Origin of the sequence: Enterococcus sp. GC34, assembly GCF_040886645.1 — a bacterium.
Classification (GTDB): Bacteria; Bacillota; Bacilli; order Lactobacillales; family Enterococcaceae; genus Enterococcus; species Enterococcus faecalis.
In genome coordinates this window covers 55,992-81,979 of sequence record NZ_JBFOEF010000001.1, presented here as the reverse complement: position 1 = coordinate 81,979, position 25,988 = coordinate 55,992, and the positions used below count along the sequence as shown (strand labels likewise).

General features: G+C 37.9%; 19 protein-coding genes and 1 riboswitch. Of the genes, 6 read left to right on the top strand and 13 right to left on the bottom strand.

Features of this window, described 5'->3' with window-relative positions:
• Positions 1-46: 46 nt before the first annotated feature.
• The 9 genes from lpdA to AB3I72_RS00340 form a co-directional block, all read right to left on the bottom strand.
• Positions 47-1,453 carry a dihydrolipoyl dehydrogenase gene (lpdA, locus tag AB3I72_RS00380; protein WP_002357765.1) on the bottom strand — a complete coding sequence of 469 codons (1,407 nt, stop codon included), beginning with the start codon at positions 1,451-1,453 and terminating at the stop codon, positions 47-49.
• Positions 1,454-1,460: 7 nt separating this feature from the next.
• Positions 1,461-3,080, bottom strand: coding sequence for a dihydrolipoyllysine-residue acetyltransferase (locus tag AB3I72_RS00375; protein WP_002357766.1), 1,620 nt, complete (start codon positions 3,078-3,080; stop codon positions 1,461-1,463).
• A 142-nt stretch (positions 3,081-3,222) separates the two neighbouring features.
• Positions 3,223-4,200: an alpha-ketoacid dehydrogenase subunit beta gene (locus AB3I72_RS00370; protein ID WP_368023390.1), complete on the bottom strand. Its 978-nt coding sequence runs from the start codon at positions 4,198-4,200 to the stop codon at positions 3,223-3,225.
• A 2-nt stretch (positions 4,201-4,202) separates the two neighbouring features.
• Positions 4,203-5,318 (bottom strand): pyruvate dehydrogenase (acetyl-transferring) E1 component subunit alpha, encoded by a 1,116-nt coding sequence (pdhA, locus tag AB3I72_RS00365; RefSeq protein WP_002357768.1) that lies wholly within the window; start codon positions 5,316-5,318, stop codon positions 4,203-4,205.
• 599 nt (positions 5,319-5,917) lie between these two features.
• The gene (gene mgtA, locus AB3I72_RS00360; RefSeq protein ID WP_002382269.1) at positions 5,918-8,557 is read right to left on the bottom strand and encodes a magnesium-translocating P-type ATPase; all 2,640 of its coding nucleotides are present in this window, start codon (positions 8,555-8,557) and stop codon (positions 5,918-5,920) included.
• A gap of 196 nt (positions 8,558-8,753) precedes the next feature.
• A riboswitch (M-box (ykoK) riboswitch) is annotated at positions 8,754-8,921 on the bottom strand.
• Between the two features lie 81 nt (positions 8,922-9,002).
• The gene (locus AB3I72_RS00355) at positions 9,003-9,584 is read right to left on the bottom strand and encodes a TMEM175 family protein (protein ID WP_010715145.1); all 582 of its coding nucleotides are present in this window, start codon (positions 9,582-9,584) and stop codon (positions 9,003-9,005) included.
• A gap of 168 nt (positions 9,585-9,752) precedes the next feature.
• Complete coding sequence (locus AB3I72_RS00350) at positions 9,753-11,366, bottom strand: alpha-glucosidase (protein WP_261998331.1); 1,614 nt, start codon at positions 11,364-11,366, stop codon at positions 9,753-9,755.
• Between the two features lies 1 nt (position 11,367).
• Positions 11,368-12,993 (bottom strand): alpha-glucosidase, encoded by a 1,626-nt coding sequence (locus AB3I72_RS00345; protein ID WP_002419788.1) that lies wholly within the window; start codon positions 12,991-12,993, stop codon positions 11,368-11,370.
• Between the two features lie 27 nt (positions 12,994-13,020).
• Complete coding sequence (locus AB3I72_RS00340) at positions 13,021-14,787, bottom strand: glycoside hydrolase family 13 protein (protein WP_261998332.1); 1,767 nt, start codon at positions 14,785-14,787, stop codon at positions 13,021-13,023.
• Positions 14,788-15,045: 258 nt separating this feature from the next.
• Here AB3I72_RS00340 and AB3I72_RS00335 point away from each other — a divergent pair, with 258 nt between their 5' ends.
• From AB3I72_RS00335 to AB3I72_RS00325, 3 genes are all read left to right on the top strand, one after another.
• Positions 15,046-16,296: an extracellular solute-binding protein gene (locus tag AB3I72_RS00335; RefSeq protein ID WP_002395113.1), complete on the top strand. Its 1,251-nt coding sequence runs from the start codon at positions 15,046-15,048 to the stop codon at positions 16,294-16,296.
• A gap of 85 nt (positions 16,297-16,381) precedes the next feature.
• A complete protein-coding gene (locus AB3I72_RS00330; RefSeq protein WP_002357775.1) occupies positions 16,382-17,725 on the top strand; it encodes a carbohydrate ABC transporter permease in 1,344 nt (447 codons plus the stop codon).
• Positions 17,726-17,728: 3 nt separating this feature from the next.
• Complete coding sequence (locus AB3I72_RS00325) at positions 17,729-18,592, top strand: sugar ABC transporter permease (RefSeq protein ID WP_002360454.1); 864 nt, start codon at positions 17,729-17,731, stop codon at positions 18,590-18,592.
• Between the two features lie 37 nt (positions 18,593-18,629).
• Here AB3I72_RS00325 and AB3I72_RS00320 read toward each other — a convergent pair whose 3' ends face one another.
• Positions 18,630-19,139 (bottom strand): MarR family winged helix-turn-helix transcriptional regulator, encoded by a 510-nt coding sequence (locus AB3I72_RS00320; RefSeq protein WP_002365578.1) that lies wholly within the window; start codon positions 19,137-19,139, stop codon positions 18,630-18,632.
• 124 nt (positions 19,140-19,263) lie between these two features.
• Here AB3I72_RS00320 and AB3I72_RS00315 point away from each other — a divergent pair, with 124 nt between their 5' ends.
• From AB3I72_RS00315 to AB3I72_RS00305, 3 genes are all read left to right on the top strand, one after another.
• Complete coding sequence (locus AB3I72_RS00315) at positions 19,264-21,603, top strand: ATP-binding cassette domain-containing protein (RefSeq protein WP_368023388.1); 2,340 nt, start codon at positions 19,264-19,266, stop codon at positions 21,601-21,603.
• A gap of 119 nt (positions 21,604-21,722) precedes the next feature.
• Positions 21,723-22,223, top strand: coding sequence for a plasmid sex pheromone cAM373 precursor (gene camE, locus AB3I72_RS00310; RefSeq protein WP_002366593.1), 501 nt, complete (start codon positions 21,723-21,725; stop codon positions 22,221-22,223).
• 196 nt (positions 22,224-22,419) lie between these two features.
• The gene (locus tag AB3I72_RS00305) at positions 22,420-22,881 is read left to right on the top strand and encodes a phage tail protein (protein ID WP_086280708.1); all 462 of its coding nucleotides are present in this window, start codon (positions 22,420-22,422) and stop codon (positions 22,879-22,881) included.
• Between the two features lie 41 nt (positions 22,882-22,922).
• Here the strand turns inward: AB3I72_RS00305 and trxB are convergent, their stop codons facing one another.
• The 3 genes from trxB to AB3I72_RS00290 all read right to left on the bottom strand — a co-directional run bounded on the left by trxB (position 22,923) and on the right by AB3I72_RS00290 (position 25,869).
• Positions 22,923-23,837 (bottom strand): thioredoxin-disulfide reductase, encoded by a 915-nt coding sequence (trxB, locus tag AB3I72_RS00300; RefSeq protein ID WP_002357780.1) that lies wholly within the window; start codon positions 23,835-23,837, stop codon positions 22,923-22,925.
• 168 nt (positions 23,838-24,005) lie between these two features.
• Positions 24,006-24,437: a cupin domain-containing protein gene (locus AB3I72_RS00295; RefSeq protein WP_086280710.1), complete on the bottom strand. Its 432-nt coding sequence runs from the start codon at positions 24,435-24,437 to the stop codon at positions 24,006-24,008.
• Positions 24,438-25,161: 724 nt separating this feature from the next.
• Complete coding sequence (locus AB3I72_RS00290; protein WP_002357800.1) at positions 25,162-25,869, bottom strand: GntR family transcriptional regulator; 708 nt, start codon at positions 25,867-25,869, stop codon at positions 25,162-25,164.
• Positions 25,870-25,988: the final 119 nt, after the last annotated feature.

Sequence of the window (25,988 nt, the reverse complement as noted above, 5' to 3'; positions counted from 1 at the left end):
AAGTGCAAAAGGCGCATTATATCTGTCGTGCGACAAAGTGATACTATTAAATATGAATTGGTAAACCTAAAGCCAATTCAGCTGTATCCATAGTAATTTCGCCCAATGATGGGTGTGGGTGGATTGTTAAAGCAATGTCTTCTGCATTCATGCCAGATTCAATAGCTAAAGCTAATTCAGAAATCATGTCACTTGCACCGACACCGGCAATTTGTGCACCGATGATGACATTGTCTTCTACAGTTGTAACTAAACGCATGAATCCTTCAGTTTTATCTAAAGAAATTGCACGGCCGTTACCAGCAAATGGGAATTTGTAACCTTTTGCTTCGATTCCCGCTTCTTTTGCTTCTGCAACAGTCATACCAACGCTTGCCAATTCTGGATCAGTAAAGGCAACAGCTGGCATTGCTTTGTAATCAACTGCAACTTTCTTACCAGAAATTGCTTCAGCAGCAATTTTTGCTTCGTAGCTTGCTTTATGCGCTAACGCAGCACCTGGTACGATGTCGCCGATTGCGAAGATGTTTTTCACGTTAGTACGTCCTTGGTTGTCAACTGGGATTAAACCACGTTCGCCAATTTCAACGCCCGCTTGTTCTAAGCCTAAGTCGTCTGTGTTTGGACGACGTCCAACAGTGACCATTACGTAATCTGCTTCAACACTTTCTTCTTTTCCGTTAACTTCATATTTAACAGTGACGCTATCGCCATTGTCAACAGCTTCTTTAGCCATTGCAGAAGTCACGATTGTTACGTTTTTCTTCTTGAAGTCGTCTGTGACAACTTTAACCATATCTTTTTCATAAGTTGGTAAAATTGATGGGCTACCTTCTAAAATTGTTACTTCTGAACCTAAGTTAGCATAAGCGCCACCTAATTCAGCACCGATGACACCGCCACCGATAATAACGAATTTTTTAGGAACTTCTTTTAAGTTTAAACCGCCTGTAGAATCTAACACGCGTCCGCCAAATTTGAATCCTGGGATTTCAATTGGACGAGAACCTGTTGCTACAATAGCATTATTGAATGAGTAAGTTTGTGCTGAGTCTGGGTGAATAACACGCAATGTATTTTCGTCAACGAAGAATGCTTCGCCTTCAATAATTTCCACTTTGTGTTTTTTCAATAACATGCCAACGCCGCCTGTTAATGATTTAACAACTGTGTTATCTTTCCAGTCTTGTGTTTTGGCAAAGTCTAATTCGACTCCTTTAGCTGTTACACCAAAAGTTGAAGAATCTTGTGCTTCTTGGTAATGATGTCCAGCAGCAATTAAAGCTTTTGAAGGAATACATCCAACGTTTAAACAAACGCCTCCGATGTATTCACGTTCGATAATCGCAACTTTTTGACCCATTTCTGCGGCACGAATTGCGGCAACGTATCCTCCAGGACCAGCTCCGATTACGACTGTATCTAGTTCAATGGCGAAATCTCCTACTACCATTTGTTAATCATCCTTCCATTAATAGTAATTCTGGATCAGCTAATAAGCGTTTAATGTTGTTCATTGCTTTTTGAGCAGTTGCGCCGTCAACGATACGGTGGTCAAAGCTTAATGATAATTTCATCATGCGTCCCACAACGATTTCGCCGTCTGCATTAACAACTGGTTCTTGTGCAATTGTACCAACGCCTAAAATAGCAACTTCAGGGTAGTTGATTACTGGTGTAAACCAGCCGCCACCGACTGAACCAATGTTACTAATTGTGATTGTACCATCACGCATATCTTGTGCAGTTAATTTGCCTTCGATAGCCAATGCTGCTTTTTCGTTGATTTCATCAGCGATAGCAAACATGCTCTTCGTATTAGCATTTTTAACATTTGGTACATATAAGCCATGATCTGTATCAGTAGCGATACCAATGTTAAAGTAATTTTTGTAAACAATTTCTTGTGCTGCATCATCGATTGATGCATTCAAGATTGGGAATTTTTGAACAGTTGAAGTCAATGCTTTTACAACGTATGGTAAGAATGTTAATTTTGTACCATTTGCAGCAGCAACATCTTTAAATTTCTTACGGTGATCCCATAATTTAGAAACTTCTACTTCATCATGTAATGTTACGTGAGGAGCAGTGTGTTTGCTGTTAACCATTGCTTTAGCAATTGCTTTACGTGTTGGTGTCATTTTTTCACGTGTTTCCATTTCGCCTAAATCAGAAGTAAAGGCTTTTGGCGCTGCTTTAGGTGCAGCTGCTTCCGCTTTAGGTGCTGCTTCTGTTGCGGCAGCTTCAGTAGCTGGTGCTGCTTGAGAACCACCAGAGACAAAGGCATCAATATCCGCTTTAATGACACGGCCACCTTTACCAGTTGCAGTTACTTGTGTAATATCAACGTCTTTTTCACGCGCATACTGACGAACAGATGGCATTGCTAAAACGCGTTTGTTTGGATCAGCGGCTGCAACTACGCCTGTTGAAGCGGCTGGAGCTGATGCTTCCGCTTTAGGAGCGTCAGTAGCTGGTGCTGCGGCTGCCGGTGCTGCTGAATTATGACCAGGTGCGTCAATTTCAACTAACACGTCACCCACATTGGCAACTGTTCCTTCTGGTACAACGATATTTTTTACAGTACCTGTTACTGGTGATGGAATTTCTTCTACTGATTTGTCATTTTGTACTTCTAATAATGAATCATCTTCATTAATTGTGTCGCCAGCTTTAACGAACCATTTAACGATTTCGCCTTCGGCAATTCCTTCACCGATGTCTGGTAATTTGAATTGGAAAAATCCGCCAGCTGCTTCTGTTGTTGGTACAGCAGCAGGTTGTGCTGGTGTTTGTTCTTGTGCAGGAGCTGCTGGTGCTGCATCGTTATCTTCGTGACCAGGTGCGTCGATTTCGATTAACACGTCACCAACGTTTGCAACTGTTCCTTCTGGTACAACGATATTTTTTACAGTACCTGTTACTGGTGATGGAATTTCTTCCACTGATTTGTCATTTTGTACTTCTAATAACGTATCGTCTTCGTTGATTGTATCGCCAGGTTTTACAAACCATTTAACGATTTCGCCTTCGGCAATCCCTTCACCGATATCCGGTAATTTAAACTGATAAGCCATTTTTTAAGTCTTCCCTTCTTCGTTGGATCTGTCTATTTTCTTAGGAGCAAAACGCGGGGAAACGACTATAGTAGCTGAACATTTCATGCCTATAGCCGTATTCCACCTGTTTAATTCTTCGTTTATCTACTTCGAATAACTATTAAAATTCGACGATTTCTCTAGCTTTTGCTTCGATATCTTTCGCATTTGGTAACCAGATATTTTCTGCTTGTCCGAATGGGAAGATTGTATCTGGAGCAGATACACGTCCGATTGGTGCTTCTAATGATAATACGGCACGTTCAGAAATTTCAGAAACAACCATAGCGCCAACGCCAGCTTGTTTTTGTGCTTCTTGAACGACAACCACACGGCCAGTTTTTTCAACAGAGTTAATAATTGTTTCCACATCTAAAGGAGCCACTGTACGTAAGTCAATGATTTCTGCTGAAATATTGTCTTTCGCTAAGCTATCAGCTGCTTTAATCACTTCACGAACCATAGCGCCGTAAGTGATGATTGATACGTCTGTTCCTTCACGAGTTACAGCCGCTTTATCTAAAGGCACTTCATAAGCTTCGTCTGGCACTTCCTCACGGAATGAACGGTATAATTTCATGTGCTCTAAGTAGACAACTGGATCGTTGCTACGAATAGATGAAATTAATAGTCCTTTTGCATCGTAAGGGTTTGATGGAATAACAACACGAACACCTGGTGATTGTGCGATTAATCCTTCTAAGTTATCTGAGTGAAGTTCTGGTGTATGAACACCACCACCAAATGGGGCACGAACAGTAATTGGCATATTACGAGTTCCACCCATACGGTAACGCGTACGAGCCATTTGACCAACGATTTCGTCAAATACTTCAAAAACGAAACCAAAGAATTGGATTTCAGGAACTGGACGGTAACCTTGCAAGGCAAGACCGAAAGCCAATCCACCGATACCAGATTCAGCTAAAGGTGTATCGAAGACGCGGTCTTCACCAAATTTTTCTTGTAAACCTTCAGTTGCACGGAAAACCCCACCGTTGTTACCAACGTCTTCACCGAAGATTAAGACATTTTCGTCTTTCTCTAATTCAAGAGCTAAGGCATCTGTAATTGCTTGGATCATAGTTTTTTGTGCCATTTTTATTTCGACTCCTTCGCTTCATAAAATGCAATTTGTTCTTTAATTGTTTGAGGTTGAACTTCAAACATATTTTTCAAGAAATCAGAAACTTTTTGTTTTGGCGCTTTATCCGCTTCTGCAATCGCTACTTTGATTTCTTCTTTTGTTTTTTCAATAATTTCTTCTTCTTTTGCTTCAGACCATAAGCCTTTATCTGTTAGATATTTACGGAAACGAGTCAATGGATCTTTTTGTACCCATTCGTCATCCATTTCTTTTGAACGGTAACGTGTTGGATCGTCTCCAGATAAAGTATGTGGACCATAACGATAGGTTAATGTTTCAATTAAAACTGGACCATTTCCTGCAGCTGACCAATCACGTGCTTCTTTTGCAATTGCGTAAACTGCTAATGGATCCATACCATCAACTTGAATACCAGGAATTCCTGCTGCAACAGCTTTTTGAGCTAAAGTTTTAGCCGCTGTTTGTTTTTCACGAGGTGTAGAAATCGCAAAACCATTGTTTTGGATAATGAAGACACCGTTTGCTTGGTAAGCACCAGCAAAGTTAATTGCTTCATAGAAGTCCCCTTGTGAAGAACCGCCGTCACCAGTATAAGTGAAGACAACATTTTCTTTTCCACGTTTTTTCAATCCTAAAGCAACACCAGCTGCTTGGATGTATTGAGCACCGATGATAATTTGTGGTGGTAATGCATTTAAATCTTCCGCGTAGTAGTTCCCTGCTACGTGACCACGAGACCATAAGAAAGCTTCTCTTAATGGTAAACCATGTTGTACTAATTGAGGTACATCACGGTAACCTGGTAATAAGTAGTCTTCTTTTTCCATTGCAAATTGACTTGCCAATTGGCTTGCTTCTTGTCCAGCTGTTGGCGCGAAGAATCCTAAGCGTCCTTGACGGTTTAATGCAGTAGAACGTTGGTCTAACACACGAGACCAAACCATGCGTGTCATTAATTCAACTAATTCCTCATCCGATAAATCAGGTACTAAATCTTCATTCACAATTTTTCCATCTTGATCCAAGATTTGGAAAGTTGGGAAATCAGCGTCGACTTTAGCCATTAGCTCTTTAAAGTCAATAGGTTTTTGTTTCTTAGCCTTTGCCATTTTGTCACACAATCCTCTCTATTACGTTTCTTTAATTTCGATAAAAGTAAAACAGAGTGCGAAACTGTATTACTTTTTATCGACTACACTTAACAAATTATCACTAAATTCGAAAAAGCGCAAGAAAAAAACTCTAATTTCTTCATTTTTTCACAAAAGAGCAAAACCGCATGTTTTTGCGGTTTAGTGATAATTTTCACAAACAAGAAAACGGTTTCTGTTCCACACTTCTTCTGTACTATTTTTCTCCCAACTGTTATATTCTATTTTGAAAATATTATATAACAGTTCTATTAATTCGAGCCCCCTCATCCCCGAGCTGGCTAGTAATCTGATTTCCGAACTTTGCGTTTTCATGAAAATTATCTTGAAAAAACCAAAAAATAAAAACCGTCAGCCGAGTAACCTACTCAGCATGCGGTTTTTTATTTTTTAGAGAACAAAGTTTTTTTCGTTAATTTTTATTTTTTTTTGGCTCGTTTTTTTGCTAAATACTTTACCTTAGGTTTTATCACGAACATTCATTGCCTAAAATCACCAAATTTTCGCAAAACGAGTAATACAGCTTAGCAAATTCTTTTCTCTTTCAGTAGATTTTACTAAATCCATTCCTTGGTAATTTTAATATATAAACGTTTAGCTACTTCAACAGTTAACATGTACGCAATGATGATTCCAAAGAACCATGGCCAGTAGTTAGCCGGAAGTTTCACAAAGTCAAAAACCTCTCTTATGGGCGTTGCTACAATCAAGAAACCGAGTAAGATTGCACCTAAACTACTTAGCATCACAGGCATTGACGCACGACTTTGAATAAATGGTATTTTCCGCGTCCGGACCATATGAACAACTAACGTTTGACTAACAAGTCCCACCATAAACCAACCTGTTTGGAATAAATGTTGAGTGGCCAAACTATTGGCGCTAAACACAAACCACATGACAAGATACGTTAGAATATCGAAAATACTACTTACCGGGCCAATACATACCGTAAATTTCGCTAGGCCGTTTGTTTCCCAACGAACAGGGCTTAATAACTCTTCTTCATCGACATTATCCCAAGGAATTGTCAACTGAGCCACATCATAAATCAAATTTTGAATCAAGAGTTGTAAGGAAAGCATTGGTAGGAATGGTAAAAAGGCACTGGCTACTAAAATTGAAAAGACATTCCCAAAATTAGAACTGATAGTAATTTTAATATATTTCATCATATTGCTAAATACTTTTCGTCCTTCAATCACACCAGATTCCAGTACATTTAAACTTTTTTCCAGTAAAATAATCGAACTAGCATCTTTAGTAATATCAGCTGCAGTATCTACTGAAATGCCCACATCAGCTTTTCGTAATGCTGGTGCATCGTTAATCCCATCCCCCATAAAACCAACCGTATGACCTTTTGCTTGTAGCAATTCAATAATTTTAGATTTTTGCATTGGATTTAATTTGGCAAATAAATTAGTTTCTTCTACTTGCGCCCGCAACTCTTCATCTGTCATTGCTTCAATTTGAGAACCTAATAACACATGGGAAACTTCAATGCCTACATCTTTACAGACTTTTTTGGCGACAATGTCATTATCGCCCGTTAGCACTTTCACGTTGACACCATGTTCATGTAAGGAGCGGATAGCGCTGACAGCTGACTCTTTTGCTGGATCAAGAAAACCCATAAATCCAATCAATGTCATCTCTTTTTCATCTTCAACTGAATAAACTGCTTCTTTATGGACATCTTTTTTTACAGCTACCGCTAACACACGCATCCCTTGTTTGTTCATTTGAACATTCACTCGGCGTAGTTCTTCTCGTACAGCAGTGCTTAATGGTACAATTTCGCCATTAATTTGCGCATGCGTGCACACTTCTTCCATTTCTTCCACGGCGCCTTTCGTAATCATCAATTGATGATCATCTGCATTCACGACAACCGTTAAGCGGCGTCTGGAAAAATCAAAAGGAATTTCATCAATTTTAGTGACATTTTTAAACGGCGTTTTCCATTGATGCTCTTCATAAAAATTAATAACGGCAATATCCATTAAATTTTTCCAACCTGTTTGATAAGAAGAATTTAAGTAGGCTAAATTTAGAACCTCGTCACTCAAATCACCTAATGGATTCAAATGTTGAACCAAAACTACACGATCTTCGGTAATCGTTCCAGTCTTATCTGTACAGAGCACATCCATACCACCTAAATTTTGGATAGCCGCTAATTCTTTAACAATGACTTTATGTTTCGATAAGGATAATGCACCCTTGGCTAAGTTACTCGTAACAATCATTGGCAACATTTCTGGTGTCAAACCAACTGCAACGGCAATCGCGAAGAAAAATGCTTCGCCCCAAGCACCTTTAGTTAAACCATTAATCAAGAAAACGATTGGAAACAAAATCATTACCATTCGTAATAAAAACTTACTGACTTTTGCTAAGCCCAAGTCAAAACTAGTTTTTCCTCGTTGCGTCGTAGCATTTTTAGCAATATCACCAAAAAATGTATGTTGCCCAGTTTTTAAAATAATCGCTTTTCCTTGTCCACTCAAGACATCTGTGCCCATAAACACTAGGTCTTGCATATCTAATGCAGAAACCTCTGTTTGTTGACGATCCACACCTGCATCCACAAATTTTTCGACAGGCATGGATTCGCCTGTTAGCGACGATTGATTAACGAATAAATCTTTGGTCCAAATCAACACGGCATCTGCAGGAATCATGTCTCCTGTAGCTAAAGTTACAATGTCTCCTGGAACAATTTCGTCCATTGGAATTTCTTTCGTAATCCCTTCCCGTGTCACTGCAGCGGTGTTTTCAATTAATTCTTTTAAATCCAAACTCGCTTTTTGCGAACGATATTCTTGTATAAAAGCAATCAAGACACTGGCTAAAATCATCACGCCCATCACGATAGCGGCTTCGAAATCTTTCGTTAAAGTTGAAACGACCATCAATAAGGCTAAGACATAGACAAATGGATCTTTGAATGCACTTAAAAATAAAATAATTGCTGGGGTTGGCTTTTGTGCAGAAACTTCGTTTGGTCCAAATTCCTCTAATCTTTTTTCGGCATCTTCATTCGAGAGTCCTTTTTCAGATGTCCGTAATTCCATCATTAATTCCCGTTCAGAAAGCAACGCCAATTTACGTAATTCTTGATCTTTGGTTGCTTTTCTCATATCCATTGTTTTTTTGTTCATCATTTTCTTTTCCTCCAAGGTTGTGGTCACCTGCCGAAAAGAGTACTAAAATCTTCTCCTTTCGTTGGTGACTGTATTTTGTTTCTCTGTTCACTTCCAGGGTCTTCCATGACAGTCATCCTTTCTTTTTCTTATTTATACTTCCAGTGAATAATTGCTTTTTTGCCAAACACACAAAAAAGGACCTACTCAACAATAGAGTACGTCCCAAAATACCATCTTTAAATAAGATTCTCTATCGTTGAGCTTTAGCACTATAGGGCGTAGATAACATGTATCAGCTACATTATGAATAACCTTCACGATTATTCCTGTTCAACCAACTAAGGGTCTCTCGATCCTTTCGCGGCAGCAGCATTTGTCCAAATAGGAGCCTCACCTAACAATTATTCAGTTTTTATCCACTTCTTATAATAGAGGAGTTTGACATTCTTGTCAAAAGATTTATGACTTTTTTGTTATAAATAAAAAATAACTACTTTAAAGTTTCCTTTATTTCTGCTTTTCGCTCAGGAATAAACCACATGACTAAAACAATCGTATCAATAATCAGGACAGCGATTGGCGCTACCATTTTACCCACAATCAACGCAATAATATTCAACACAATCGAAAGCGTTAATTTTGGATAGTGGCCAAACAAACGTTGTACTTCGGATTTGGGCCCATTTGCCTGAATCAATGCCCGCACCACTAGATAATAAGCAACATCAGCTCCTAATACTACTAAGCCATACAAAGCTTGTGGCGGCCAAGAAAACGGATGTTCACCTACCCAACCAGTAACAAACGGGAAAAACGTCAACGTCAAAATTAAAAAATTATTCATCCAAAGGACACGTCCATCAATTTTACGGACGCTTTGAAATAAATGATGATGATTGTTCCAATAAATCAATAAAGTAACAAAACTAATTAAATAAATAATGATTTTGTGTCCAGATTGGGTCAGAGCAGACCAATCTGCTTTTTCAGGAATTTTTAATTCTAAAATTAATAACGTTAAAATAATCGCAATGACTGCATCTGTAAATGCTTCTACACGTGTTTTCGGCATCATTTCTCCTACTTTCATAAAATTAAATAACTTACCCAAAGTAAGTATAACGCATTTCTGTAAAAATTCAATTATTTATGAAGTCTCTCGGTTGTTGAAGTTCCTAAAAACGAGTGCAAGAGTCCTACTTAAAAGTAAGCCTCTTACACTCGTTATAGAACAAATCAGTTATTGGAAGATTCCTGCCTGATAAGGTGCTAACTGCATTCGTTTCTCCACTGTAAAATCTTGATTCCCTAACAATTGTTGCCACTTTCTGCCTAGTAATTTATTTGGCAAGTCAAATTGGCACTTTTCTCCACTTAAATTGACAATCACTAACGCTGTTGCCTCAGTTGTTTTTCTTAAAAAAGCAAAAACAGACGGATGATTGGGCGCTAATAGTTCAAACTGTCCATCTGTAAAGACTGAATTTTCTTTCCGCAGCGCAATTAACTTTTTATAATAATTCAACACGGATTGTGCATCCGTTTCTTGGTCAGCCACATTTATTTCTTTGAAATTGGGATGAATTGCTAACCACGGATGCCCCGAGGTGAATGAACTTGCCTCTTGACTCGTCCACTGCATAGGCGTACGCGAATGGTCCCGCGTCCAATGCGCCACTTCTTTTAATGCTTGTTTCGCATCGTAGCCACTTTCTATAAGCAAACGATAATGGTTATGAGAATCTTTAGCATCTAACTCGTCAATCTGTTGAAACGGATAATTAACCATGCCGATTTCCTGTCCTTGATAAATAAACGGCGTTCCTCGCAAGAGCAAGGCGATTGTTCCAATCGCCTTAGCAGAATGAGAGGTTTCATTGCCTAAAATCGAATTGATTCTGGGATTATCATGATTTTCTACATATAATGCATTCCAGCCTTCTGTCCCTAAATGCTTTTGCCAGCGCGCCATTACTTTTTTATAGCCTAAAATATTTAACCGTTCTTCTCCTGGCTTTCCTTCTCGAACATTGTGCTCTAATTCAAAAATCATATTCAGATAGCCCGCATCATTGGTCCATTCCACCGCTTTTTTACTTGAAACGCCACTAGCTTCCCCCACTGTCATGATGTCATACTCAGCAAAAATAGCTTTCAAATCCAGCATATAGTCTTCAATGCCTTTTACATTCATAAAGGGAGCCCATGGATTCGTGGTAATTTTAAAATCCCAAGGTTCTTTTTGGATATGACTAATCGCATCCAATCGGAAACCATCAATTCCCAAATCTAACCACCAGCGAATCATCGCATAAATCTCTTCACGAACTTTAGGATTTTTCCAGTTCAAATCAGGTTGCTCTTTTGCAAACACATGAAAATATGCTTGCTTTGTACCCTCGTCATACGTCCAAGTCGAGCCACCAAAAAAGCTTTGCCATTCATTCGGCATACGTTCTGGTGTCGCATCGGCCCATAAATAATACTCACGATACGGATTATCTAAACTTTTTTTCGCTTCAACAAACCACGGATGTTGATCACTGGTATGATTGACTACCAGATCAAGAATAATCTTCAAACCTAATTGATGCGCTTGATCCAAAAGTTCTTGAAAATCTTCCATCGTACCAAATTCTGGCTGAATCCCTTGATAATCCGCAATATCATAACCATTGTCAACGTTTGGCGAAGTGTAAATCGGATTTAACCATAAAAAATCGACCCCTAGTTCTTTTAAATACGGTAATTTCTCAATAATTCCCCGCAAATCACCAATGCCATCCCCGTTGCTATCTTTAAAACTCCGAGGATAAATTTGATAACCGACAGCATTTTTCCACCATTGTTCCATCTTATTGACTCACTTTCACAACAAATGCTTGCCAAGGCGCTAACGAATAGTCTGCTAAAGCAGTGACATCTGTCGGCATATTTTCAATCATTACTTGTTCTACATGAACGTCTGCAGAAAATGGCTGAACTTTGTCAGAAAAGTTCGTTACAACAAGCCAGCGTTCCTCACCATAGGTACGATAAAAACTGATCACTTCGTCCACCGTTTCCAGCAATTCAAAGTTGCCCCAAACAATTAAAGGATGTTCTTTTCTCAAACGAATCATTTCTTGGTACGTATAGAATAGTGAATTTTTATCTGCCAAAGCAGCAGCGACGTTAATCGTTTGATAATTGGAATTAACATCAATCCAAGGTGTACCAGTCGTAAAGCCCGCATTTTTTTCAGCGGTCCACTGCATAGGCCGGCGTGCATTGTCGCGACCTTTAGTATTAATTTTCAGCAAAATTTCTTCTTTAGAATATCCTTTTTCCAAATACTCATGGTACATGTTAATTGTTTCGATATCCCGTGCTTCACGAATATCTGTAATCGGCGTATTGGTCATACCAATTTCTTCCCCTTGATAAATATAAGGTGTGCCTTTCATCATGTGCAGTAAAATAGCGAATAACTTACTACTTTCCAACCAATGTTCCTGATCATTTCCCCAACGTGAAATCATTCTCGGTAAATCATGGTTATTCCAAAATAAAGAATTCCAGCCATCATTTCCTAATTCTGTTTGCCATTTTGCAAAAACCTGTTTCAACTTGGCAACTTCCATTGGCTGAAGGTCCCATTTTTCTTTACCTGGTTGTTGATCCAAGCTCATATGTTCAAACTGAAAAATCATAGATAATTCATGACGCTCTGGACTAGAGTACATTTTTGCAATTTCAGGTGTGGCCCCCCATGTTTCACCTACAGTTAACAGCTCTTTGCCTCCAAATGTCGCGGCGTTCATTTCTTGTAAATAACGATGTAAATGAGGTCCATTCGCGGTGATCTCTTCTCCTGGAATTTTACCCACTAAGTCAATTACATCTAAACGGAAACCGCCAATTCCTTTATCAATCCAAAAATTCATCATCTCGTAAACCGACTGACGCATTTGTTGGTTTTCCCAATTTAAATCTGGTTGTTTTTTACTAAACAAATGCAAATAGTATTGCCCACTCGCTTCATCAAACGTCCACGCCGAACCCGAAAAGGCAGATTTCAATCGGTTAGGCACACCGCCATCTGAAGCAGGATCAGCCCATACATAATAGTCTCGGTAGGGGTTCTCCTTGCTTTTTTTCGCTTCAATAAACCAACGATGTTCATCTGACGTATGGTTAACAACTAAATCCATAATAATTTCAATCTTTCGCTTTTTCGCTTCCTCAATTAGACGATCCATATCCGCCATCGTCCCAAACTCTGTCATAATCGCTTCATAATCAGAAATGTCATAACCATTGTCATCATTGGGTGATTGATAAACTGGTGATAACCAAATAGCCCCAATGCCTAACGTTTCCAAATAATCCAATTTTTCAATAATTCCTGGTAAATCTCCAATGCCATCTCCATTGCTATCCTTAAAACTGCGAGGATAAATCTGATAAACCACGACTTCTTGCCACCAATGTTTTTCCATTCTTCTTCACATTCCTTTGCTTAATTATTATGCTTGATATAAAAGAAAACCTTTTGGTAAAACCATTATCTGTTCTGAAGCAATTTCGATAGAAGAACTTAGCAAAACTTCTCGATCAGTTCTATCAACAAATTGTGTCTCTTGGCCAGTATTAAAAATCCCATAGATCGTTTGTTCCTCCAAACGACAAGCGAGTCTAATCAACCCCGTTTCAAAAGAAGTTCCTGCCCAATCGATTGTTCCACCAGAAAAAACAGCCGCATACTTTTTGCGAAGGGCAATCAATGATTTTACAAATTCCTTCAAATCCAAATCTTGCTGATTTTCCTCCCAAACCATACAACGACGACAATCAGGATCCATATCACCTGTCATACCAATTTCATCACCATAGTAAAGACAAGGGACGCCTGGTTGAATATACGTAAACGCTAATACTTGGCGCATCAGCTCTTTATCCTCTTTCGTTTCATGCAATAAGCGTGGTGTATCGTGGGAATCTAAAACATTAAACTGCATTTGATTCGTTTGTTGTCGATAGAGCATTAACTGGTTGTTCATTTCAGAAAGCATCTTTTCCAATGACAGTTCTTGCTTGACAAAGTAGCCCATAATCGCATCTGTGTATGCATAATTCATCACTGCATGAAATTCGTCTCCTTGGAGCCAGCTTTGCGACGAGTGCCAAATTTCTCCTAAAATATAAAAATCTTCTTTTGCGTCATCACATGTTTGCCGGAATTTTTTCCAGAACGCATGATCCACTTCGTTTGCCACATCTAAACGCCAGGCGTCAATATCATATTCCTCGATCCAATAACGAGCAATTTCTAAAAGATAAGCTTGCACCTCTGGATTTGCTGTATTTAATTTAGGCATATGCGGAGTGAATGCAAAAGTATCATAGGTAATGTTGCTTGCTTCTTCAAAATCAGCACTTTCTTCATAGCTAGCTGGAAACTCATTTACGTGGAACCAATCGGCATAAATTGAGTCCTGGCCATTTTTTAACACATCTTGCCATTGAGGCGAAGTGTCCCCCATATGATTAAAAACGGCGTCCAACATAATCTTAATGCCCCGTCGATGACACTCTTCGACTAAACACTTAAAGATAGCGCCATCACCAAAAGCTGGGTCAATTTTTAAATAATCAATCGTATCATATTTGTGATTAGAAAACGCTTCAAAAATCGGGCAAAAATATAAGCCATTAACACCTAAATCTTCAATGTAATCAAGATGATCTAGCACCCCTTGCAAATCCCCACCAAAAAAATCTTGTCGATCTGGTCTTTTAGATCCCCACGGCAACGTCCCTTCAGGATCATTGGCGGGATCACCATTTGCAAAACGCTCTGGAAATATTTGATACCAAACCGTTTCTTTTACCCATTCAGGTGCTTTAAAACGATCGATTTCATGAAAATACGGCATCCGAAAATAATTATTCGCCATCGCTAAATACTTTTCTTCTAAAGGATAAATGCCGTGTTCGCCATAAAACGCCGTCAAGCCATCCGTCCCTACTAAAGTAAAAGCATATGAAAGGCGTTTAAATTTTGCACTTAATGCAATAAACCAGTAATCATATAACTCCGTAGATACTAACTTCTCCATGGTTAACGACTGTTGGTACCACTTTTCTTTCCCTAAAAGATAAGGATCTCCTTGCACTAATTGGACAGAGGCAATGTCGCCTTTTGCCGTACGCAAACGAATATGCATGGTTTCTTCTGTATAAAGATAAGCAAATTCACTTTCTGGACGATGGTAGATTGCAGCAGTGTTCATTTAATTCTCTCCTTTAATTGTCGCTTTTCGTGTATTTTCTAATACTCGAACACATTTTAGCGCAAACGATTGCATTTGTATACCCTTTTTTATTTTTTATTTAAAATGCTTAATTAGTGGTATACACCACTTTAAATAAACAGCATGTTATTTATAACAAAAAAACTTTTTTAACTTTCTAGATGAAAAACACTTGATTATTTCCGCAATCGGTTGCATAATAAGACTTGTAAAAAATAATTTTTGGAGGGTTCAAAAATGAAAGCGAATTGGAAAAAGATTTTAATGGGCGGTATCCTTTTAAGTGCTTCCGCGGTTTTACTTACTGCCTGTGGTGGTGCAGAAAAAACGAAAGCTGAAAATGAAAGCGGTTCAGCAAATAAAGCAGCTGGTGACGTAAAATTATGGGTTGATACTGAATATATGGGCGTCTTTAAAAAAGTTGTCGCCGATTTTGAAAAAGAAAACCCCGATATTAAAGTTAACTTAACTGCTGGAAATTCGGCAGATGCTAAAAAAGACATTGCAAAAGATCCTAAAGCTGCCGCAGATGTTTTCATGATGCCACATGATCAAATTGGTCAAATGGCAGAAGCTGGTCTGATTTACCCTAACACAAAATATGAAAAAGAAGTCAAAGAAAACAATATCGACTCAGCAGTTGCAGGGGTCACTTGGAAAGACAAAGTCTATGCCTACCCTTATGCCGTAGAGTCACAAGTTCTTTATTATAACAAAGATACGTATTCTCCAGAGGAAATCAAAACTTGGAAGTCTTTAACTGAAAAAGGCAAAATCGGTACCAATTTTGGCGAAGATGGCGCAAATTATATCTTCGGTCCTCTATTTATGAGTAACGGCGATTACTTATATGGTGAAAATGGCGAAGATCCAAAAGGTACCAACTTTAATAACCAACAAGGTATAGAAGTATTACAATGGATTGCCGATCAAAAAAATAATCCTGGTGTGATCCAATCAAATACAGAAGCATTGTCTAATCTAGGTTCTGGCAAAACGGATGCCTTCCTTTCTGGTCCTTGGTCTAAAAACGATGTAGAAAAAGCTCTTGGCGACAAAATGGGGGCTGCTGCCTATCCAACCATTGATTTTGGCAATGGAGAAAAACAAATGAAAGCTTTCTTGGGCGTTCGTAGTTTTGCTGTCAACCAACAAACACAAGCACCATTGGCCGCAATGACATTAGCAAACTATTTAACAAGTGAAAAATCACAAATGACTTACTTCAAAGAAATCGGTTTTGTCCCTTCAAACAAAAAATTACAAACAAACGAAGAAATCACACAAGATACTGTTGCAAAAGCTATCTTAGAAATGGCGCAACCAACTCACTCTGTGGTAATGCCAAAAATCCCAGAAATCGTTTCATTCTGGCCTGCGATGGATGCAGTGATCAATGATACGTACAAAGGCAATATCAAACCTGCGGATTATCAAGCAAAATTAGATAAATTAGTCCAAGACACATCAAAAGAAGCAAAAGAATAAAAAGAGTAAAGAAATGGGACGAGCTTCAATCTGCTGTCCCATTTCCTCTATCTTTTTTATTTAAGTAGAAAGTGAGTGAACGAAGATGTTCAAGAAAAAGAAAGCCCAGACGTCATTTCGAGAGGTCTTTAAAAAAGGCGACTTCGCTACAAAACTATCTTTTTTAGTTATGGGTGCTGCAAACTTCGCCAACAAGCAGTGGTTAAAGGGAATCATCTTTTTAACAGCTGAAATTGGCTTTATCTATTGGTTAATCCGCAATGGTTTCCACGCATTAATGATGCTAGGAACACTAGGGACCCAACAGCAAGGATTAGTATATGATGATTCTTTAGGGATTGAAGTTCTAAAAGAAGGCGATAATTCAATGCTCTTATTATTATTCGGAATTGCAGCAATTTTAGTCTGTCTATCGCTAATCATTTTATATGTAATCAATTTAAAAAGCGCCCGTCACCTATATGAATTAAAGACAGCCGGCAAAAAAATTCCAACAACTATGGATGATTTACGTAGCTTGTTAAACGAACGTTTCCATGCAACTTTAATGACGATTCCCTTACTAGGCGTTCTTTTCTTTACCATCTTGCCGTTGTTATATATGATTTCCATTGCCTTTACCAACTACGACCATAACCATTTGCCACCGAAAAACCTTTTTACTTGGGTTGGATTGGCAAATTTAGGTAATGTAATCACAGGCGATATGGCTTCAACGTTCTTTCCAGTACTTGGCTGGACCTTGATTTGGGCTGTTTTTGCAACCGCAACTTGTTTCTTTTTTGGAATCATTTTAGCCTTGCTTATCAATACAAAAGGCTTAAAATATAAAGCATTTTGGCGGACTATTTTTGTCATCACGATGGCCGTACCTCCGTTTGTTTCACTTTTAATTATGCGAAACCTCTTAAATGGTTCCGGACCTATCAATGCTCTGTTGTTAAACTGGGGCTTAATCGATTCTTCTATCCCCTTCTTAACAGATCCGAATTGGGCAAAATTAACCATTATTGTTGTCAATATGTGGATTGGTATTCCTGCTACGATGTTAATTTCTACAGGGATTATCCAAAATCTCCCTGAAGATCAAATCGAAGCTGCTAGAATTGACGGCGCCAATAAATGGCAAATTTTTAAAAGTATTACGTTTCCACAAATTCTATTTGTGATGACCCCGGCGCTGATTCAACAGTTTATTGGCAACATCAATAACTTCAATGTCATTTATCTATTAACAGGTGGTGGGCCAGCCAATTCTAACTTCTACGGTGCAGGCTCAACTGACCTTTTAGTTACCTGGTTATACAAATTGACTGTCGATACAATGGATTACAATTTAGCCTCTGTGATTGGTATTTTAATCTTCATTCTCTCCGCAGTCTTCAGTTTAATTGCCTATACACGGACGAATTCATTTAAGGAGGCGTAACTTATGGCTAAAGCAAAAAGTTACCAGAAAAAACAACGTACTGCACTTACCAGCGTTTACATCATTTTAACCATTTTAGCAGTTTTTTGGATGTTCCCTATTGTGTGGATTATCTTAACAAGTTTTCGTGGCGAAGGCGGTGCATTTGTTCCCTATATCATTCCCAAAACATTCACTTTAGAAAACTATAAAGTATTATTAACAAATCAGACTGGCAACTTCCCCTTTGTCCGTTGGTTTTTGAACACCTTGTTCGTTTCCATCGCAAGCTGTCTGTTATCAACTTTTATTACAATCGCAATGGCTTATGCGCTGTCACGGTTGCGTTTCCGCTTAAGAAAACCATTTTTAAAAGTGGCGCTCGTTTTAAATATGTTCCCTGGTTTTATGAGTATGATTGCCGTTTACTATATTTTAAAAGCCTTAAATTTAACTGAAAGTTTATTCGCTTTAATTCTGGTTTACTCTGCAGGCTCGGCGCTAGGTTTTTACATCGCCAAAGGGTTCTTCGATACCATTCCGATGGCTTTAGACGAATCGGCTATGATTGACGGTGCCAACAAGTGGCAAATTTTCACAAAAATTACGTTGCCATTATCGAAACCAATTATTGTCTATACTTCTTTAACCGCCTTCATGGGTCCTTGGATGGATTTTATTTTCGCAAAAGTTATCATGGGTGATAAAGTTGAAAATTACACCGTTGCGATTGGTCTCTTTTCGATGATGACCAAATCAACAGCTAATTCACTATTCATGGCTTTTACAGCTGGATGTGTGCTAATTGCCATTCCAATTACTATTTTATTTATATTAATGCAACGTTTCTATGTAGAAGGCGTGACTTCTGGCTCTGTCAAAGGCTAGAAAAAACATCGTTTGGTTTATAGCCAAACGATGTTTTTTATTTTTTGGCGTTGTTTTCCTTACACGTTTTTCTTCGTAGCGCTTGATAATTGGACAAAATTTTCATGACCGCCAAAAAGTGTTGATTGACTTCTTGATAATCCTCTAACGAAAGAACACTAAGTGTTTCAGATAGTTGCTGTTTTACTTGATTTTCTTTTTGCTTAAAGAGCTTCTCGCCTTCTTTTGTCGTATAAACATTAACCACGCGGCGATTTTCCTGATTATGGCGACGTTGAACAATCGCTCGTTCTTCTAACCCCGCAATAGAGCGACTCACTTGAACTTTCGACGTTCCTACTTGGTTGGCTAACTCTGTCATACTGATTCCTTCATTCGTTGCCACAATTAATAAAATTAACATGTCTAACTTTGTTAATTTTAGATCCTCCAAGTCTAGGTCTTTAAAAAGCAATTGGCTCATATATGAAAAAATTTCAGTAAAGACACTAATATCTAAATTTGATGAATGCTTCTCTTTATCCATATGTTCTCCCTCGTTTCCCACCTAGTGTATACTAAATTCACTTGATTATCAAATGGTAATGATTGATTTTTGTTAACTATTATGTTACGTTATACACTAACTTAAGGTTGTGTTGTTGATAAATTGGAAGAAGGATGCGAAAAATATGCTAGAACTCAAAGAGATAAAAAAATATTATACTGTCGGCGGAACGACCACTAAAGCTTTAGATGGCGTCTCTGTCGCTTTTCGAAAACAAGAATTTGTAGCCATTCTGGGTCCCAGCGGCTCTGGTAAAACGACGATGTTGAATGTGATTGGCGGATTGGACAATTACGATTCTGGTGACTTAATCATTAACGGCAAATCAACAAAAAATTTTAAAGAAGCCGACTGGGATGCTTATCGGAATAACTCAATTGGTTTTATTTTTCAAAGTTACAACTTAATTAGTCATCAAGGGATTTTGGATAATGTCGAGCTTGGTATGACACTAAGTGGTATTTCAAAAGCAGAAAGACGCCAAAAAGCCGAAGATGCACTCATCCGTGTCGGTTTGAAGGACCATATCCATAAAAAACCTTCCCAATTATCTGGCGGTCAAATGCAACGGGTTGCCATTGCTCGCGCTTTAGCTAATGATCCCGATATTTTACTTTGTGATGAACCAACTGGTGCATTGGATTCAGAAACCAGTCTGCAAATTATGGCACTTATCCAAGAACTTTCGAAAGAAAAATTAGTCATTATGGTGACCCACAATCCTGAATTAGCTCATGAATACGCTGATCGAATTATTGAATTTTCAGATGGCCAAATTCGGCATGACTCGCGTCCTCATATTGAACATGAAAAAAAAGAACCTTTCGAATTAAAACGCACCAAAATGAAATTCACGACTGCGCTGCGTTTATCTTTTAATAATATCCGCACTAAAAAAGGGCGAACTTTTTTAACCGCCTTTGCTTCAAGTATCGGAATTATCAGTATCGCGATTGTCCTTTCTCTTTCAACAGGATTCCAAAAACAAATTGATAAAACTCAGTCGGAAACGTTAGCGCAATTTCCGATTACCATTTCTAAAATAGCGACCGATCAAGATCCAGAAAGTTTCAATAATCAGGACAAAAAAGGGACCTTCCCGAAAGAAAAAGAAGTGACTGCTAAAATTAGCGATGCGGACCGTGCGCAACACACGAATTTAATTGATCAAAAGTTTATTGACTATGTCAATCACATTGATCCTGAATTAAGTAATAATATCGGCTATACTCGTCTAGTCAATATGAACTTATTAAGAGAAATCAACGGGAAAGCACAAACTGTCAAATTTTCAAACGATGCACCCGACGGCCAATCAAACGCGATGGCTTCTATGATGGCCGCCCAAACTGGCGTCGGCGTTTCTGCTTTTCCTAAACAACTAGAAAATGGAAAAAACAATTTCTTAAAAGACAATTACTCGTTGCTTGAAGGAAATTATCCAGAAAAAGAAACCGATGTCGTTTTAATCGTCGATAGTAACAATACCACCAATATTAATGCTTTAAAAAATCTTGGCTTTGACGTGAAAGATAATCAAAAGATTGCCTTTTCAGACATTGTTGGCACAAAAATGAAATTAGCCAATAATAATGCATTTTACACAAAATTACCGACAGGCAACTTCATTCCTAACCAAGATTTGCAAGCTGTTTACGATAACCCAGAAAATACTGAATTAACAATTTCAGGGATTTTGCGAATTAAAGATTCTTCAACAATGAATCTATTAGCACCTGGAATTGCTTATAGCGATGCACTTTCAACTAATATGATTGCCAAAAACAAAACCTCTGACATTGTTAAAGCGCAAGAAGCCAGCAATACTAACGTTATGACTAACGAAACATTAGATGCTTCCGCGAAAGAAAACCTGTTGTCTTATTTAGGAGCGAATGAAATTCCTTCAAGTATTATGATTTATCCAAACGATTTCAAATCAAAAGATAAAATTCTTGATTATTTAGATGCTTATAACAAAGGAAAAGATAAAAAAGACCAAATCATCTATTCTGATTTAGCTGGAACAATGACCCGCTTAACAGGTGGTTTAATGGATGCCATCACCTATGTGCTGATTGCATTTGCTGGGATTTCCCTTGTTACAAGTATGATTATGATTGGGATTATCACCTATACTTCTGTCATTGAGCGGACCAAAGAAATCGGTATCCTGAAAGCGTTAGGAGCTCGTAAAAAAGATATTACCCGGGTGTTTGATGCCGAAACTGCTATTTTAGGTGTTGCCTCTGGCATTCTTGGTGTTATGATTGCTTTTCTCGCAACATTTCCGATCAATGCAGTGCTCTATAACCTGACTGATTTAGAAAATGTTGCCACCTTAAATCCAATTCACGGTATTATTTTGATCGTAATTAGCACAATCTTAACCATGATTGGTGGCCATATTCCTGCCCGAATGGCAGCCAAAAAAGATGCGGCAGTTGCTTTACGTGCAGAATAAATAACAAAAAAACAATCCTTTAATTTCTCTTAAAGGATTGTTTTTTATTTGTATTTCTTATAAAACCTCCGTATACTAAGTGATTGTGAATACTTAATAAAAGGAAACGAGGTAATTTCATGTTAAAAAAACCATTTTTACTATTTTTTTCACTTTTAGGAGCTATTTTTATTTTAGCTAGTTGCGGCGTAGGAAAAGATGCCGTCACGGATACAAAGTACAAAGTTAGTTTGCAGCAAGCTGCTGAAATCTACGAAAAAGAAGCCGGCAACAGTAAACCATTAGTAAATGTCCAATTTGATACAAAACCAGAAAGTGACTACAGCTATATCTTTACCAACGATACAGAAACACTTTACGTGAATCCTGAAACAGGAAAAGTCACCAAAAATACTGAAGCAAATCAACTTGGCGAAAACGAGACAGCCTTTTCAGCTGCTGAAGTCAAAGAATTAGGCGCTGTTAACGACGTCTTAGCCAAAGCAAAAAAAGAAGTTGGAGGACTTTCTCCACGTATTTTGACTTGGAAGTTAACCAAAAATAACAACAAACTTGTTTATACAGTAGATGTTAAAACGACTACGGCAGATGAAAAAGTTACCTTAGATGCCAATAAATAAGTACAAGCGTATAACTTATCACTAAATAACCAAATCTTAAAATACTCTTCGGGACAGAACCTACGCTTTCGGAAAGCTTAACATTTTCTGAAGCCGATCGTTCTGTCCCAATTTCATTCTTTTAAGTAATAATAATTGTTCGTTACCCCTGCTACCGTTATACTTAGTTTAAAAGAAAAGATGGGAGTATCAATTCATGGTTTATACAGTTGATTTTAAAGAAGTAACTACTATTGGTTTAGAAAGTTCACCAGTGGCACCTGCTCTCGCTGGACTAAGAGCGAATGAAGCTCGCTATTTTTGGAATAAATACAAACATCGCTTTACGACCGTCCCTGCCTCTGAAGCTCCAGAAACATTGGCCTGGATTGAAAAAATTTTATTAGAACGAGAATTACATTTCCCTTACAAGCCACTTGAAATTTCTTCTTTCACTTTAGATGGCATAAAAATGGCCTATGTATTTTATGAAAACGGCTTAGCAGTTAACGTGATGTACACATTAGCTGAGGAAGGCAAACGCGCCGTTGGGTTTAAACTTTCAGATGGTATGGCAATCCCTGCAGAATTTGAAGGAAAATTCAAATTTGCTCGTCAAAAATCAAAATTAGCTGGAACCATTCGCGGCTCTTATTTTGGCATTAAAGGAACCTATTAAAAAATGCTTTTGCCTTTATTATTAAAGGCAAAAGCATTTTTTTATTTTAATTCTTCAATGTAGTTAAATACTTGTTGTCCAGCAATACCGCCTTCACCGACCGCTGTCGTGATTTGACGTAATGTTTTTTCACGGACATCACCAATGGCATAAACACCAGGAATTTTTGTTCTCATTTCTTGGTCTGTTTCAATCCAACCAGCCTCATTCGTAATACCAGCTTTCTTAAATGGTTCTGTTAATGGATCTAGCCCCACGTAAATGAACACGCCGTTTGCTTCAATTTCAGAAACTTCATCTGTTTTGACATTCCGGGCTTTCACACCTGTCACAACCATTTCATTGCCAACAATTTCTTCGACAACTGTATCCCAAACAAAGGAAATCTTTTCATTTGCAAAGGCACGATCTTGAATGATTTTTTGCGCACGCAATTCATCACGACGGTGAACAATCACTACTTCAGAAGCAAATTGCGTTAAATAGATTGCTTCTTCAACAGCAGAATCGCCGCCGCCAACGACTACTAAGCGTTTATTTTTAAAGAAAGCACCGTCACAAACGGCACAATAAGAAACACCACGGCCAGCAAATTCTTCTTCGCCTTTTACACCCAATTTTCGGTGTTCACAGCCTGTTGCAATAATTACCGCTTTAGCTTCATAAGATTTGTCATCACAAATCACTTCTTTATAGGATCCGTGGTCTTCGATGCCCATCACAATGCCATACGCATTTTCCGTACCAAATTTCTCTACATTTTCATACATTTTATAGGCCAATTCTGGACCCATAATAGAATCAAAGCCTGGGTAATTCTCTACCTCAGCAGTGTTGTTCATTTGCCCACCAGGCGCACCGCGTTCAATCATCAATACAGAAAGATTGGACCGTGATGCATAAAGTGCTGCCGTCATCCCAGCAGGACCGGCACCAATGATAATTACATCATACATTTTATTTCCCCCAAAATTTTAAGTAAGTTTACTTTACTCCTTAAACAATTTCTTGTCTACTTTTCTGCCCTTTTTTGACATTCGGAGTAGGTGTGTCTATTACGTAAGTTATTGTACCACGGTTTTGTGTTTTCTAGGAGGGGGAAAAGAAAAGTTTAAAAATAACGATCACAACGAATCATTTATTTTTAGAAGCCGTTGTACTGCCGCATCAGAGAATTCTTCTTTATCATTTTTTATGCATTCTTGTTGATTTTGCCCTTGTGGAACAAAACGAAATACTGTAAATGATGCAGATAACGTATCAGGATTACTAATCCGATGAAGACTTTTATGCATCCGAATAAGTTCTCCTTCTGCACAAATTCTTGAAATAATTTGCTGATTTTCTAGCTCTTCTATTTTCACTTTTCCCGACTGCACAAGTAAAACTTCTTCGATTTCGTGATGCCTATGCCAACCTTGCACAGTTTTTCCTGGCAAGCTATTTATATGTATTTCAAACTCTGGAAATAGAAAATAATTTACTTCTGTTCCATCTGGCTTTTTACGAAAGATGGCCTCGTCTCTTGTTAAAATTTCTATATATTTCTGTAACATGGCAGGCTCCTTTTAACTTTTTTATAGCCGAAAGCTATTCTTTCAAACTAAGTTTGAAGCTACTTTCTGAAAATTCGAGTTCCTTTAAATATACTTTTGTTACCGTTTGAAAATCACTTTTTTAAACAATTGACTGTTCAGTATCAATCTCCACTAATCCATCTGTTCATCAGAAACACTTCTACTCTTCTCAAGTACCGCTATGGTATACATTAACCTTACTACTAGCATTATAGCATCAAGTTTTAATCATATGTAGATTTAAAAAAATTGATAGCACTCTAACTGATGCTTTCGCTGTTCATTTAATTTACATGATTATTTTTTAGATGCTAATTAAATGTTTGTCAGTAAGCTGAATTTTTGATATTTTTATCTAGATTACTTATGTCAGTTTATCAATTAAAAAAAAGAATATAAAAAATGGACAAGAACGAACTACAGCCAAAAAAAGAACAGAAGCAAATAAACTAGCAGCTATTATAAGTTTATTTTTAACAATATTTATAGCGGGACAAACCATCTCACTTTTCTGGTATTCAGACTTGCTACTCTATTCAATATTTATTTGAATTGAGATGCTTTCACTAATTTTAATTTGAATTCCACCTTATAAGTTCATAAAAATAACCTCCAAAAATTGTATTTTTCAGATACAACTTTTGGGGGTTAAAATATCTTACCTCAGCCTATTCCTCGGCATTTTTCCATACTTATCATTTCTCTACTTCTCTAAATAAAACTCAAATCGACTTCCTGCATACTGCGTACGAACATATTCAAAAGGTAGTCCGTTTTCAAAATAGGATACTTGGCGCACACGCAGAATCGCATCGCCGCGTTTAATCTCTAAATATTCTGCGATCTGTTCCGATGCTTGGACAGCAGAGATTGTTTGGTTAGAATGGCCAATTTTGTGGCCAGATTTGGCTTCAAGTGTTTTATAAAAAGAGTTCGTGATTTCAGATTTGCCATATTGCGAGACCAATGAATAAGGAATGCTCGCCACCTCAAAACAAATCGGAATGTCATCCGCAAAACGAATTCTTTCCATTCGTAAAATTGAATCTTCTGGACCTAGTTGTAATTTTTCCATCTCACTAGAACTAGGTTTCGCTACAAAATAAGACACCGTCCGACTAGAAGGAACGCGATTTTGAGACAAGGTAATTTCTGTAAAACTAGTGGTACCTGTCATTGTTTCTTGAACTTTCTTACGTGCTACATATGTTCCTGAACCAATTTTTCGTTCTAAAATCCCTTCGTCTGCTAAAGTCTGAATGGCTTGGCGTAAGGTCATTCGACTAACATCAAATTTCAAGGCTAATTCTCGCTCAGAGGGCAAACGATCCCCGATACTCCAGACACCTTTTTCAATATCTTCTTTGATTTTATCGTGAATTTGAATATAAATTGGTATATTTTGAACCATTTACGCTTCCTCCTCTTCGTTCATCTCCTCTTCTATTATAACTGGTATAGACCGTGTAAACAACCAAAAAATGATAAATAAAAGAGGAATTGGAATTTTTATCAAAGTTGGTCTAGTTG

What these genes read in the sequence shown, in the direction of transcription:
- lpdA (WP_002357765.1), bottom strand. Translation starts at nt 1,453, where the DNA reads ATGGTAGTAGGAGATTTCGCCATTGAACTAGATACAGTCGTAATCGGA.
- AB3I72_RS00375 (WP_002357766.1), bottom strand. Translation starts at nt 3,080, where the DNA reads ATGGCTTATCAGTTTAAATTACCGGATATCGGTGAAGGGATTGCCGAA.
- AB3I72_RS00370 (WP_368023390.1), bottom strand. Translation starts at nt 4,200, where the DNA reads ATGGCACAAAAAACTATGATCCAAGCAATTACAGATGCCTTAGCTCTT.
- pdhA (WP_002357768.1), bottom strand. Translation starts at nt 5,318, where the DNA reads ATGGCAAAGGCTAAGAAACAAAAACCTATTGACTTTAAAGAGCTAATG.
- AB3I72_RS00355 (WP_010715145.1), bottom strand. Translation starts at nt 9,584, where the DNA reads ATGCCGAAAACACGTGTAGAAGCATTTACAGATGCAGTCATTGCGATT.
- AB3I72_RS00350 (WP_261998331.1), bottom strand. Translation starts at nt 11,366, where the DNA reads ATGGAACAATGGTGGAAAAATGCTGTCGGTTATCAAATTTATCCTCGG.
- AB3I72_RS00345 (WP_002419788.1), bottom strand. Translation starts at nt 12,993, where the DNA reads ATGGAAAAACATTGGTGGCAAGAAGTCGTGGTTTATCAGATTTATCCT.
- AB3I72_RS00340 (WP_261998332.1), bottom strand. Translation starts at nt 14,787, where the DNA reads ATGAACACTGCTGCAATCTACCATCGTCCAGAAAGTGAATTTGCTTAT.
- AB3I72_RS00335 (WP_002395113.1), top strand. Translation starts at nt 15,046, where the DNA reads ATGAAAGCGAATTGGAAAAAGATTTTAATGGGCGGTATCCTTTTAAGT.
- AB3I72_RS00330 (WP_002357775.1), top strand. Translation starts at nt 16,382, where the DNA reads ATGTTCAAGAAAAAGAAAGCCCAGACGTCATTTCGAGAGGTCTTTAAA.
- AB3I72_RS00325 (WP_002360454.1), top strand. Translation starts at nt 17,729, where the DNA reads ATGGCTAAAGCAAAAAGTTACCAGAAAAAACAACGTACTGCACTTACC.
- AB3I72_RS00315 (WP_368023388.1), top strand. Translation starts at nt 19,264, where the DNA reads ATGCTAGAACTCAAAGAGATAAAAAAATATTATACTGTCGGCGGAACG.
- camE (WP_002366593.1), top strand. Translation starts at nt 21,723, where the DNA reads ATGTTAAAAAAACCATTTTTACTATTTTTTTCACTTTTAGGAGCTATT.
- AB3I72_RS00305 (WP_086280708.1), top strand. Translation starts at nt 22,420, where the DNA reads ATGGTTTATACAGTTGATTTTAAAGAAGTAACTACTATTGGTTTAGAA.
- trxB (WP_002357780.1), bottom strand. Translation starts at nt 23,837, where the DNA reads ATGTATGATGTAATTATCATTGGTGCCGGTCCTGCTGGGATGACGGCA.
- AB3I72_RS00295 (WP_086280710.1), bottom strand. Translation starts at nt 24,437, where the DNA reads ATGTTACAGAAATATATAGAAATTTTAACAAGAGACGAGGCCATCTTT.
- AB3I72_RS00290 (WP_002357800.1), bottom strand. Translation starts at nt 25,869, where the DNA reads ATGGTTCAAAATATACCAATTTATATTCAAATTCACGATAAAATCAAA.